The organism is Sphingomonas sp. GW821-FHT03E12, from assembly GCF_059420685.1.
Genome location: NZ_JBWKUF010000004.1, coordinates 50,475 through 63,484, shown reverse-complemented (window position 1 = coordinate 63,484; position 13,010 = coordinate 50,475). Strand labels below are relative to the sequence as shown.

Genomic DNA, 13,010 nt, shown 5'->3' with positions numbered 1-13,010 from the left:
GTTTGAACCGCTCGGCGCAGGGCTAGCCCGGCACCGAGGTCATCGGACATCGTCGATGCACTCCGCGTGCAACACCTCGCGAGGACTGGTTTCAATGCGCACGGAAGAAAATAGCTTGGGATCGCTGGCGCATTCCGCCCGTCTGCGGAAACGTGCTGGAATGACCGCCGCACCGCTCCAGAATCGCGTCGATCCTTTTGGCGAGATCCTCGCGATCCCGCAGCGGGGGCTGTTCACCGGCAATCGCGGGATCATTCACGATCCGGCGACAAGGACACTGCTGCGCCGGCGCTGGGCGAGCAAGGCCTGGCTGATATGCACCTGCGACTATCGGGGCCGCCGCCGGAACCTGATGGCAACCCGGAGTTGGACCGAACTCTTCTTCCTTGACGAGGCGGTTGCCCTCGCCGCCGGCCATCGCCCCTGTTTCCTCTGCCGGCGCAAGGATGCCGAGCGATTCCGCGAGAGATGGCCGATGACCGCTGAAGGACGATATGCTTCGGCGAGCCGGATCGACGCGACGCTTCATCACGAACGGGTTGAGCGCGGGCGCAAGCGGCTTCATCCGATTCCGATGGCCCGATCCGGGCTTCCTGACGGCACGATGATCACCGCGAACGGCGCGGCATTCACGATATACCAGGAGCACGCCTATCGCTGGACGTGTGACGGCTACGCCCCTCGGGAGCGTATTGCTCAAGCCGCGAGGATGCTGACACCGCCATCGACATTTCAGGCGCTGGCCTCAGGCTATCGCCCGATGCTGCATCCTTCGATCGGGAGGGCGGCTCGTGGCTGATCTGTTCGATCCGCTCCGCCCCGAGACACCGTTCAACGAAACCATTGCCGACGGAGCAATGCTGATGCGGGGACTGGCCTTGCCGTTCGGTCCTGCACTGCTTGAGGCAATCAACCGCATCGCCGATGCTTCGCCGTTCCGGCATATGCTCACACCGGGCGGCTACGCGATGTCGGTCGCGATGACCAATTGCGGCGCGGCCGGATGGATCACCGACCGGTCCGGCTATCGTTACGCCGCGATCGACCCGGAGACGGGCAAGTCATGGCCAAAGATGCCCGAATGCTTCCTGGCGCTGGCGGAACTGGCAGCGGCGCAGGCCGGTTTCGGCCCGTTTGAACCTGACGCGTGCCTGATCAATCGCTATGCTCCTGACGCGCGATTGTCGCTGCATCAGGACCGAAACGAGCGGGATTTCGCGCAGCCGATCGTGTCGGTCTCGCTGGGGCTGCCGGCCGTTTTCCAGTTCGGCGGCAACCGGCGCACCGATCCGGTGCGCAAATTTCCTCTCTGCCATGGCGATGTCGTCGTCTGGGGCGGACCGGCACGCCTTCGCTTTCATGGTGTCGCGGCATTGAAGGACGGTTTTCACGATCTTGTGGGGCGTCAGCGCATCAACCTGACTTTCCGGCGCGCGTGCTGATCCTCCCCCTTTCTGCCGCCATGGCCCGATTACTCGATGAGACGGATGCCTGCCGGCTATCCTGATCGAGCCCCCATCGCCAATTCGAGAGCAAGGATCGGAGTTCGAACGGCCTGGAGCACCAATATTGGTGATCCGAACACGTATCACGGAGCAGCCGCCATGCCTTTCACGATCGCCGACGTCGCTGCCATGGAAACCAGCATGAGCGCGCGGGTTGTCGCCCATGACTGGGAATTGGCGTCCAAGGAACTGGACAGTCAGGGATCAACGATACTGCCGGGGCTGCTCGATCCGTCGGAATGCCGCGCGATCGCCGCATCCTATTCCGACGAAAACCGCTTCCGGAGCCATATCCACATGGCCCGGCACGGATTCGGCAGAGGCGAGTATCGGTACTTCCGCTATCCGCTGCCAGAACCCATCGGCGAATTGCGTACGGCACTCTATCCGCGCCTGGCGGACCTCGCCAATGCGTGGAACGAGCGCATGGGCATCGATGTGCGATACCCTGCCGAGCACGAATCCTTCCTCGAACGGTGCCATCAGGCAGGTCAGCGCCGCCCGACCCCGCTTCTCCTGCAATACGGGCCCGGCGACTATAATTGCCTCCATCAGGATCTCTATGGCGAGCATGTCTTTCCGATCCAGGTCGCGATCCTGCTTTCGGAGCCGGAAGTGGATTTCACCGGCGGCGAGTTCGTGCTGACTGAGCAGCGACCGCGGATGCAGAGTCGGGCCGAGGTCGTGCCGCTCCGGCAGGGCGATGCTGTTGCCTTCGCCGTACATCACCGGCCCGTACGGGGCACGAAAGGCACATATCGCGTCAATCTGCGTCATGGCGTGAGCCGCGTCCGGTCCGGCGCACGGCACACCCTCGGGATCATCTTTCATGATGCGACGTGAACGCCCAACGGACAGCCGGTCGCGACCATGGCCGATTCGCAGTTCAGGCTTCACCCGATGCAAGAGCGGCAATCGAAAACGCCGAGTAACCGGATAGAAGGTTTACGAGCAATCTCTTCCGTTTCGCCGCAGCCGGCCACCACGGCACCATGAGCATTGCATGGACTCAAGCTCAGGTCATCGTCACCTCCGTTTCGGAGACATCCTCCTATTAAGGAATGCGCCAAATCTAAAGCTTTGCTTTACCATATTTGAATAGGGTGACCGTGTAACCGCCACTGCGCGTGTTCCGCGCTGAAAACAGATAGGCGGTACATAGGTGAGATATGTGCTGCGGGATTGTTATCACAACGCCCAATCTGGAAATCTGGCGGAGTATTGCCGACGTACGTGATCCTGCATCGCATTCCTCGCTCGTCGGTGGCCCTGGACTTCGGCCGGGACCGCCTTCCTCGTTGAGGAGTGGTGACAATGACCCGTTCATCGCTGATATCGCTTGCCCTCACAGCATGCCTCACCTCGTTGATGCCGGCAGGTCCCGCCTGGGCGGCCAAACTTAGAATTTCGCCGATCGGCATCCACCTGACGGCAACCGAGCGGGCCGGGGCCATTACCATCGTCAATACGGACGAACGGCCGGTCAACCTTCAGCTTCGCATCTACGAATGGTCCGAACGCGAAGACGGCCAGGAACAGCTCGACAAGACCGATGACATGATCGTGAGTCCGCCGGCGATCACCGTGCCGGCGGGGGCATCCTATACCATCCGCATCGCCCGGCCGGTCGTCACACCCGTGAACGGCGAACGGACCTATCGGCTGCTGATCGATGAGCTGCCGCAACCCGACGATCCCCGCACCATCGGCCAGGGCATCAAGATGGTGCTGCGGAACTCCCTCCCGGTCTTCATCACCGACGCGAAGGCCATGGCCGACCTCAAATGGACCGTATGGCAGGATGAAAGCGGAGTGCATGCCCAGGCCCAGAACCAGGGCAAGCGTCACGCGAAGATCATCAATCTGATGCTTCAGACGGCGTCGGGCCATCCACTCAGCTTTGGCGGAGGGCTCAACGGCTATGTTCTGGGTGGAGCGACCCGGACCTTCACCGTGCCCGCAAACGGGGCAGGCGCACCACTGCGGGACGGCGATCGCATCAGCCTTGCCGCCAAGGATGATGCGCTTGATGTGAAGACAGCCATTGTCGTCGGCAGGCGCTGAGCGGGACGGACGGAAACCGGGCGGTGAACCTCTCCCGGCTCCCCCTCTTCCTCGCCGTCATCCAGGCGGTATCGCAACCCTGTCCTGCACTCGCCGCCGGTCCGGATGCAGGTCGGCCGATCGTTCCCGCGGACAGTGCGGAACGGGCAGCGTGGGAAACGCTCCTGCTTGCCGTGATGCTCAACAGCGCCCGGACGGGCGTCCTGTTGACGGTGCTGAAGCTGCCGGACAACAGCTTGCTTGCGCGGGCCAGTGAGTTGCGCGCGCTTCGCGTTCAGATCGATCCCCGGATTGTGAAGGACGACCTCGTCGCGCTCTCCGCCATTCCCGATCTCGGCTTCGTGTATGACGAGCCCAGCCAATCGATATCACTCACCATCGCCGGTCAGTCGCTCGATCCCTATCAGATCGAACTCGGCACCGGCCGGCGGGTATTCGACGCCGCCCAAGTTCGCTCGACCCCGGGCGCGATCGTCAACTACTCCGCTTACGCGACCCGGACGCGCGAACGAACCGCCGTCGCCGGTACGGCCGGTCTGGTCGGCATGATGGGCGGCAGCGTCGTCACGACGGACGTCAATTTCAACAGCGACAGCCGATGGGACGGCAACGGGCTCGTGCGGCTGGACAGCAGCTGGCGCCTTGTCGACCCGGTGGCCGTCCGTTCCTATATCATCGGCGATTTCGCTTCCAATGCGCTGCCCTGGTCGAACAGTGTGCGGCTGGGCGGTTTTCAGATCGCCAGCGCCTTCGAGCAGCGTCCGGATATCGTTACCACGCCGCTACCGCGTTTTGCGGGATCGGCCGCGCTGCCGTCGACCCTCGATCTCTATATCGACCAGCAGCGGATATTCTCCGGAGAGATTCCGTCCGGGCCGTTCGACATCCAGTCGCTGCCACAGGTCTCCGGCGGGAAGGTCCGGCTGGTGACGACCGATCTCAGCGGCCGCCAGGTCGAGATCGTGCGCGACTATTATTATGTCGCCTCCCAGCTCCGGGCCGGGCTTCTCGAATATTCGATCGACGCGGGATTTCCCCGGCAGGATTTCGGCTTCGCGTCCTTCAGCTACGACAGCAATTTTTCCGGCTCGGGATCGCTTCGCTATGGCCTGACGCAGGTCACGACGGTCGAAGGCCATGTCGAAGGCGCGGTCGACGGTCTGGTCAACGGCGGGGTCGGCATCGTGCAGGGCCTGGGCGGCCACGGCGCGCTGACCGTCTCCATCTCCGGCAGCCGCTACAAGGGTTATGAGGGCGCCCGCATGGCCGTGAAGGCAGAGGGGCGCATCGGCCAGTTGGTCTTCTTCGCCGGCACGGAACGCAGCCTTGGCGACTATTTCGACCTCGCCCGGGTCGCAATGGTACGCGACCGGCAGCGCCGCGGCATTGCGGGATCGGACGACCTGGCCCTGGCCCCGGCAAGGGCAACGACCATCAACCGCGCAGGCCTGTCGATCGGCCCGGTGCTGGGCGGCACATCCGTCTCGTTCAACTATAACGATATTCAGGACCGCGATTACGGGCAGCGGCTGGCCAACATGTCGCTTTCCCGGCCCATTTCAGAGCGCATCACCGCCTATGTCAGCGCCTATTCCGACCTCGATCGCGGCAGAAGCTACGGCGCCTTCGCGATGCTGAACATCCGGATCGGCAGATCGACGATGCTGACCGCAAGCGCCGAGCGGGACAGCGGGCACAGCGCGCTGGAAATGCAGGCGGAGGGGCTGGCCGGTCAGCGTCAGGGCGATGTCGGCTGGGGCGTTTCCAACCGGGCCGTCCTGGATGGCCCGGATTCGCGGCGTGCCTATGTCAGTTACCGCGCGCCCGAGGCACTGGTTCGTGCGCGCGTCGCGCAGGTCGGCGACGACTGGCTGGCAAGCTTCGAGATGGAGGGCTCGGTCGTCGCCGCGGGCGGCGGCGTCTTTCTGGCCAATCGCATCGGCGACGGCTTCGTCATCGTGAAGAATGCCGGTCCGGGCACGGAAGTGCTTCAGGGCGGCGTCCGGATGGGCAAGGCGAACGGCGCCGGCCATGCCCTGTTGCCCGACGTGCCGCCTTACTATCCGCAGCAGATCTTCATCGACCCGGCGACCATGGTCGATGGCTGGGAGCCGGATGCGACCGAGCGGCTCGCGGTGTCCGGCTATCGTCAGGGCGCGATCGTCGATTTCGGGAGCCGGCGGGTCCACAGCGCGCTGGTCGTGCTCCACGACGGTTCCGGACAGCCGATCGAGGCGGGCTATGTCGCCGTGCTCGAAGGCGGCGAGAGCGCTGTGATCGGCTATGACGGCGAGGTCTATCTGCGCGGCCTCAAGCCGAGCAACCGGCTGTCGGTCGACCGCGGTATCGCCGGCCAGTGCCACGCCAGCTTCACCTATCAGGACGGCGGATCGCCGCAGGCAAGGATCGGACCCCTGACATGTCAGTAATGTGCGGACCTCTCACACCCCGCCGGCGACGTTCCGGTACGGCAAGGAAGCTGACGGCGATGGATACGCTACCCCGCTCTCTGTCACGCTGGCTGACCGCCCTGCTGTCGGTCCTCGGCCTTGGCACAAACGCGCTGTCCGCATCGCTTGTAGCAGTGCCCCTGCTGCTGTTGACGGCAACGCCGGTGCAGGCGGCCTGCACCAACAGCTCGGGTTCGTCGCAGAACCGGACCTACACCTATACGGTCGCCAATCTCGGCAACGAGGCACGGATCGATTTCCCCTTCGTCATCAACTGCACCGGCATCCTCGACGGTCAGAATGTCTGCGTCGGGGCCACCTACACGCGCAGCGTCACCAATGGATCGAACAGCGTCACCATGCGTCTCGACGCCGTCATTCCGGCGCACAGCATCACCATCACCGACATGGACAATGCGGGCGGGATGTACGGGCCATATGGCGCCCTGATCGCGCTTGGACCGTCATCGACATCGACGACGATCACCAGTGTCATTCCCGGCGGCGCTGCCAGCGGAAAGGCTGCGGGAACCTATACCAACAGCTTCACCATCTATGAGGCCAAGACGGCGACGACATTGCTCGGCCTGTGCGGACTCTTCGGCGCACTGACCGGCGCGCAGGCCTTCGGCAACTACACCGCCAACTTCGTCATTCCCAAAATGTGTACGCTCAACGCGACGCCCGCGATCAATTTCAACAACGTCACCAGCATCGGTCCGACACCGGCCCGGATCGATGCGCAAGGCACCGTGACCGTCGAATGCAACACGCCTTACACCATCTATATCGGCGACGGGCAGAACCGCGTCTCGCCAGGATCGGGCAACCGGCAGATGGCGCAGGGCGCCGCCCGGCTGCCCTACCAGCTCTTCAAGGATGCAGGACGTACCCAGGTCTGGGACGCGACCGGCGGTACCGCCGCGATCGGTGGCAGCGGCGGCGTTTCGGACACGGGCACCGGCGCTCCACAGAACAAGACGGTCTTCGCATCGATCCCCGCAGGAACCGCGCTGCCCGCACCGGGCACCTACACCGACACGGTGGTGATCACCGTGACCTACTGAGACTCATCTGGAGAGTAGCATGTTCGATACGACCAGACGAAATTGGGCCTCGCTGATCCTGGCGGCGCTTGCCTGCACGTCCCAGGCACAGCCAGCCTTCGCGGATACGGTGACGGGAAACGGCACGGTCACGGCGACGGTAACGGCGACCTGCAATCTGGTGGCCACGCCCACCATCGCCTTCGGGACGATCAGCGGCATCGGCACGGTCGCAGCCGACGTCACCGCTCAGGGCACGATCACCGTCATCTGCAGCACGGGCGCCAGCTACACCATCTATATCGGCGACGGCGCCAACCGGGTCGCGCCCGGCAGCGGCAATCGCCAGATGGCGAATGGCGCCGGGCGGCTGCCCTACCAGCTCTACAAGACCAACGCCTACGCTGCGATCTGGGACGCGACCGGCGGGACCGCCACCACCGGCGGCAGCGGCGGGGTCAATGGCACCGGAACGAGCGCCAACCAGAATCACATTGTCTACGGCAGGATAGCCGCCGGGACGGCAGTTCCCTCGGTATTGGGCAACTACTCCGACACCGTCCTGATCACTGTTACCTATTGATTCACATGTTTGAGTCAAAATTCGACTCGCAAAATGAAGACATGGAGAAGTGCATCAATTGATTCCGGGATAGGATGGAAGAAATGAAAAAGATGACTGTGACCGTCGCACTTGCCCTTACGGCATCCGCGACTCCTTCATTCGCTCAGGACACCGGTTCGCTCGACGTAACGGCGGAGGTGCTATCATCCTGTAACATTGTTTCAACATCGACACTCGCGTTCGGCAGCGTCGATCAGTCGGCCGCCAATATCGACAATCAGGGCGCGGTCAGCCTCGTCTGCACGGCCACCACGCCCTGGGTTCTGCATACCGACGACGGCATCAACGCATCGGGCGCGCAGAAGCGGATGAAGCATGCGTCGCAGGCCGACACGTTGAACTACGACATTTTCACGGACAACGGCCGGTCGGTGCCGTTTCCCACAGTCGCCGGCACGCCAGGCAGCGGCCCCGCCAGCAACACCGGCAACGGCCAGGCGCAGACCGTTACCGTTTTCGGGCGCATTCCGTCAGGCCAGACCCTGCCACGCCCCGGCAACTACAGCGACACGCTCACGGTCACCGTATCCTATTGAGAACCGCCTCCGTCGGGATTGTCTGCCTTCAGCGCGGCAATCCCGACGGAGGGAGAGCACGGCCGATCCAGGGTGACGCCTGCTCGTAGGCGTGGCCGACCTGCAGCACGGCGAGATCGGCATAAGCCGGGCCGATGATCTGCATGCCCATCGGCAATTTGTGTACGCCGCCGAAGCCGGCCGGTACCGACAATGCCGGCAGGCCGGCCATGGTGACCGGCAGGGTCACCTCCATCCAGCGATGATAGCTGTCCATCTTGCGGCCCGCGATCTCGGTCGGCCAGCGCAGCTCGACGTCGAACGGAAACACCTGGGCAGTCGGCAGGATCAGGAAATCGAAGGTCGCGAACGCCTTGCGGAACGCTTCGTAGATGCGCGTGCGCGCCCTCTGCGCCTCCGTGATCTGGATCGCGCTGAGCTTGCGATAGCCCTCGACCTCCCACAATGCTTCGGGCTTCATCAGCGCGCGCTTTGCGGGATCGTCGGCGAAGGGCAGCAAATCCGCGCCGACCGACCAGTGCCGCAGCGTCACCGCGGTGCGCCACATCGTCTCGGCCGGCTCGTCCAGCGCCGCCGCGTCCACGCGCATCCCGATCGCGCTGAAGGCCCCCAGCGCCTTCTCGCACGTCTCGAGCACGCCCGGCTCCATCGCCAGCGCACCGCCCAGATCGCCGAGCCAGCCGATGCGCCTGCCCTTCCAGTCGCGATCGAGGGAGCCCGCGAACACGGACGGATCGTCCTTGAGCGAGAAGGGCGCACGCGGATCCGGTCCCGCCTGAACCGACAGCAGCAGCGCGGTATCACGCACCGTCCGCGCCATCGGGCCGGAGGTCGCGAAGGTCTGGCCGAACACGTCGCTCGACGGCGCCGACGGCACGCGTCCGAACGAGGGGCGGAAGCCGAACACATTGTTCCAGGCCGCGGGGTTGCGCAGCGATCCGCCGAAGTCGCTGCCGTCCGCCAGCGGCATCATGCGCAACGCCAGCGCAACCGCGGCGCCGCCCGAGCTGCCGCCCGCAGACTTGCGCGGGTCATAGGCGTTGCGCGTCACGCCGAAGACCGGGTTGAAGCTGTGCGAGCCGAGCGCGAATTCGGGCACGTTGGTCTTGCCGGTGAAGATCGCGCCCGCCGCGCGCATCCGCCCCACCACCAGCGAGTCCGCCGCGGCAATATTGTCGCGCAGCAGAGGGGAACCCTGCGTATGCGCAATCCCCCTGGCAGGCGCGGTGTCCTTCACCGCATGGGGAAAGCCGTGCAGCACGCCACGGAACCGCCCCTTCGCCGCATCCTCGTCCTGCGCAGCAGCCTCGCGCATCAGCTGAGCGCCATCGACGCGCGAGACGATGGCGTTGAACTTCGAGTTGAGTGCGTCGACCCGCGCCAGATGCGCCGACATCACCTCGCGGCTCGACACGTCGCGCCGCCGGATCGCCGCCGCCAGATCGACCGCGGTCATCGCGAGGATATCGCTCCCCCCCACCGCATGCACCGGGCTTGCCAGAGCCTGGCTGGCCATCGCCGCCGGAGCGGCCGCCAACAGCTCACGCCGCGTCATCTTCATCGCTTACACCTCCCCGTTCAGTTCGGCCGCGCCTTGGCGAACCAGCGATCGGGCAGCGCCTGCTTGCGCGGCCATTCCTCGCTCAGCGTCGCCGCATCATAGACGCGCCCGTTTTTCATCACCTTGTCGATCGCCGCAGCATTCTCGATCCGCTCCAGCGGGTTGGCGTTCAGGATCAGGATGTCGGCATATTTACCCGGCTCGATACTGCCGATCTGGCCCTTGCGCCCGATCACCTCGGCGCTGTCGAGCGTCGCGGCGCGCAGCACCTCATGCGGAGTCGCGCCACCCTCGGCATAGGCGCGCATCTCGTAATGATAGCCAAGTCCCTGGATCACCGCATGGCTGCCGATCCCGATCAGCCCGCCGGCCTTGCGGATGCGCAGCGCGTCCGCCGCGAACGATGCGGAGGTGCGGTCCATCGGCGGCGTCCAGACACGGTTGCGCATCTTGCCCTCGATGATCCCCCACGGAACGAAGCGCGCGAGCTTCGCGTCCTTGTCGATCCCGCCCGCGATCACCTGATCGTCATACGGTGCGAACCCGCCATAGAGCACGCCGAAGGTCGGCGAGTAACCGATCCGCGACGACGCATAGAGCTTCACCACATCGTCGCGCAGCGGGGTGATCGGCAGATTATGCTCGTTGCCCGCCATGCCGTCGAGTGCGTGGGTGAGGTTCAGGTTGAAGTCGCTGGCGCCTTCGGTCGTCGCCATCATCCCCATCTTGCCCGACGCCTCGACCACCAGCTTGCGCTGCGTCCGGTTGCCGACAAGATAGGCCTTGAGATTGCTGGTGCGGTAATAGTCGCGATAACGCGTCAGCACCGCCTCCGCCTCGGCCGCCGAGTTGATCTCGCTGTTCACGAAGATCCCGGGCCCGGTCGAGAAGGCGCGCGGACCCACCATGATCCCGGCGTCGATCATGTCCTGATAGCCGAACACATCGATCGTGAAGGGCTGGACGTCGAGCCCGCTGGTCACGCCATAGGCAAGGTTGGCGAGCAGGCTCCAATGGTTCGCCTCGAGCACCTGCCGGGGCAGTTCGAACCAGTGTGCGTGCGTATCGACGAAGCCCGGCGTCAGATATTTGTCGGTGACATCGATGACGGTCGCGCCCGCAGGCACCGTCACTTCGCCGGTCTTGCCGACCGCGACAATGCGGTTGTTGGTCACCACGACATCGGCACCTGCGATCGTCTCATCGCCGCGCATTGTGATCGCGGTGCCGCCGCGCAGCACCACCGTGCCCTGCGGAATATCGCGCGGCAGCTCGACCACCGCCTCGACCTTGGCCGCCTGCTTCTCGGCAACGCCCTTCCCAAGACCCGCCGCCTGCCCCGCATCGATCGTCCGCACGCTCGCGCCGAGCGACCACATCACCGTCCTGCCGTCGCGCGACCAGTCGACATAGTCGGCGCCGATATCGGTCAGCCGCACCCCGAACACCACCGGCCGGGTCAGTTCCAGCGCCTGCGGGTCGGCCGAGAAGGATGGCGGCACATCGAGCAGCCAGGCCTGCGATGCCGCCTTGACCAGCATCCGCGTCCCGTCGGGGCTCAAGCGGATATCCTCGGGCGGAGTCTGGATATTGTTGAAATAGCGGTTGGAGTTGGGAACGCGCAGGTCGAACATCCGCCGGAGCATGCCGCCCTGCACCGCCACCGCCTCGACCGACGGCCCGCTCATATAGCGCAGCCATTCGCCCTTGCCGTCGAACGACAGCGACTTGATCCCCGACTTGCTGGCGACCACCCGCCCCTCGCCGCCGGCCAGCGGCAGCAGCACGATGTCGGTCGGCCGGCTGGCCTGAAGATCAGACGCCGACTGCAGCCGCTCGATGCTGGTTGCACGCAGCACCGCGACCGAGCGCCCGTCCGGCGACACGGTCGGCTCGCTGTAATAGGCCGAGACCTGCGACAGCCGCCGCGGCTTTCCGCCCCCCGCCGGGATCGCCCACAGCGCACCGCCGCCTTCGCCCTCGCCAGTCCACGTCACATAGACCAGCGTGCGGCCGTCCGGAGACCAGGCTGGCTGGAACGCCAGCCCCTCGACACCAGCCACCGCGCGCGGCGCGCGGCCCGCGCGATCCTGCACGTAGAGCTTGCCGAGCGCGGCGAAGGCGATGCGCGCGCCATCCGGCGACAGGCGCGGTGCCTGGATCACTCGCACACGCACCGGCCCGGTCTCGTCGGGCACCTCGACACGCGTGTTCGCGCGCACCGTGAGATCGACCGGCGCGGTGAACGGCACCGGCGAGCGCACACCATCGGCGACACGGATACGCGTCAGCTTGCCGTCGATCGCGGTCAGCACCTCCCTGTCGCCGGGCAGGAACGCCACCCGCGGGACGAGGTCGTTGTAGTAGCCGCCCATCTGGCTGTCGGGATCGACCGGGAAGCTCAGCCAGCGGTCCGCGCCGGTCTCCAGGTCGCGAATGCGCAGCCCCGTCTGCGCGCCCGAGCGGCTGGCATAGACGATCCGCTTGCCGTCATGCGACAGCGCGGGCCGCATTGCCGCACCGGGCGAGGTGATGATGCGATCCTCGACCCCGGTCGCCAGCGTGCGCCGCACGATCTCCCAGTGCGGCAACACCTTGTCCGACCACAGCCCGCCGGTCTTGCGGGCATAATAGAGATATTTGCCGTCGGGCGATGACACAGCGCCCATCGCGTTGATGCGATCGGCGTTGCTCTCTGTTCCCGTCGGCCGCGCCTGCGTGACCTTGATCCCGGCACCGCCGCGCGGGTCATAGGCGAAGAGCTCGAACGCCAGGATGTTGTGGATCGCGCGCGAGACATAGACGAAGCGACCGTCGGACGACCAGGCGGGTGAAGTGTAGATCGCCGGATCGGTATCGCCCGACAGCTTGCGCGCATTGCTGCCATCGGCATTGGCGACCCACAGGTTCGCCGCGCCGGACTTGTCGGAGATGAAGGCGATCTGCTTGCCGTCGGGGGAGAAGACCGGCTGGGTCTCGAACGCGTCGCCAGCCAGCAGCGGCCGCGCCGCGCCGCCCGCCGCATCGAGCGCGTAGATGTCACCGAGCAGGTCGAACAGGATCGTCCGCCCGTCGGGCGCGATGTCGGGCGCCATCCACGTCCCTTCGCGCGCCTCGAACCGGAGCCGCCCGTCCTGCGGGGTCTGTGCCATGCCGGGGACGGCGGCAAATGCCGCAGCCCCGACGATGGCCGCACAAATAAGCGAGCGGCGCTCCTGCATTC

10 protein-coding genes are annotated in these 13,010 nt (G+C 65.3%); 8 read left to right on the top strand and 2 right to left on the bottom strand.

The genetic code is table 11. From position 1 onward, the window contains the following. Nucleotides 1–94 precede the first annotated feature (94 nt). The 8 genes from AC07TU_RS13550 (at nucleotide 95) to AC07TU_RS13515 (ending at nucleotide 8,226) form a co-directional block, all read left to right on the top strand. A complete protein-coding gene (locus AC07TU_RS13550) occupies nucleotides 95–799 on the top strand; it encodes a hypothetical protein (protein ID WP_495188448.1) in 705 nt (234 codons plus the stop codon). After that, nucleotides 792–1,442 carry a DNA oxidative demethylase AlkB gene (gene alkB / locus AC07TU_RS13545; protein ID WP_495188447.1) on the top strand — a complete coding sequence of 217 codons (651 nt, stop codon included), beginning with the start codon at nucleotides 792–794 and terminating at the stop codon, nucleotides 1,440–1,442. The genes AC07TU_RS13550 and alkB overlap by 8 nt, the downstream gene beginning before the upstream one ends. A gap of 192 nt (nucleotides 1,443–1,634) precedes the next feature. After that, a complete protein-coding gene (locus tag AC07TU_RS13540) occupies nucleotides 1,635–2,348 on the top strand; it encodes a 2OG-Fe(II) oxygenase (protein ID WP_495189014.1) in 714 nt (237 codons plus the stop codon). A gap of 471 nt (nucleotides 2,349–2,819) precedes the next feature. Further along, the gene (locus AC07TU_RS13535) at nucleotides 2,820–3,569 is read left to right on the top strand and encodes a fimbrial biogenesis chaperone (RefSeq protein WP_495188446.1); all 750 of its coding nucleotides are present in this window, start codon (nucleotides 2,820–2,822) and stop codon (nucleotides 3,567–3,569) included. Between the two features lie 23 nt (nucleotides 3,570–3,592). Then, nucleotides 3,593–5,998, top strand: coding sequence for a fimbria/pilus outer membrane usher protein (locus AC07TU_RS13530; protein WP_495188445.1), 2,406 nt, complete (start codon nucleotides 3,593–3,595; stop codon nucleotides 5,996–5,998). Nucleotides 5,999–6,057: 59 nt separating this feature from the next. Continuing rightward, nucleotides 6,058–7,086 carry a Csu type fimbrial protein gene (locus AC07TU_RS13525; RefSeq protein WP_495188444.1) on the top strand — a complete coding sequence of 343 codons (1,029 nt, stop codon included), beginning with the start codon at nucleotides 6,058–6,060 and terminating at the stop codon, nucleotides 7,084–7,086. A gap of 19 nt (nucleotides 7,087–7,105) precedes the next feature. After that, nucleotides 7,106–7,648 (top strand): Csu type fimbrial protein, encoded by a 543-nt coding sequence (locus tag AC07TU_RS13520; RefSeq protein ID WP_495188443.1) that lies wholly within the window; start codon nucleotides 7,106–7,108, stop codon nucleotides 7,646–7,648. 92 nt (nucleotides 7,649–7,740) lie between these two features. Continuing rightward, complete coding sequence (locus tag AC07TU_RS13515; RefSeq protein WP_495188442.1) at nucleotides 7,741–8,226, top strand: Csu type fimbrial protein; 486 nt, start codon at nucleotides 7,741–7,743, stop codon at nucleotides 8,224–8,226. A 28-nt stretch (nucleotides 8,227–8,254) separates the two neighbouring features. Here AC07TU_RS13515 and AC07TU_RS13510 read toward each other — a convergent pair whose 3' ends face one another. Further along, nucleotides 8,255–9,787 carry an amidase gene (locus AC07TU_RS13510; RefSeq protein ID WP_495188441.1) on the bottom strand — a complete coding sequence of 511 codons (1,533 nt, stop codon included), beginning with the start codon at nucleotides 9,785–9,787 and terminating at the stop codon, nucleotides 8,255–8,257. 17 nt (nucleotides 9,788–9,804) lie between these two features. Continuing rightward, nucleotides 9,805–13,008, bottom strand: coding sequence for an amidohydrolase family protein (locus AC07TU_RS13505; RefSeq protein ID WP_495188440.1), 3,204 nt, complete (start codon nucleotides 13,006–13,008; stop codon nucleotides 9,805–9,807). Nucleotides 13,009–13,010 lie beyond the last annotated feature (2 nt).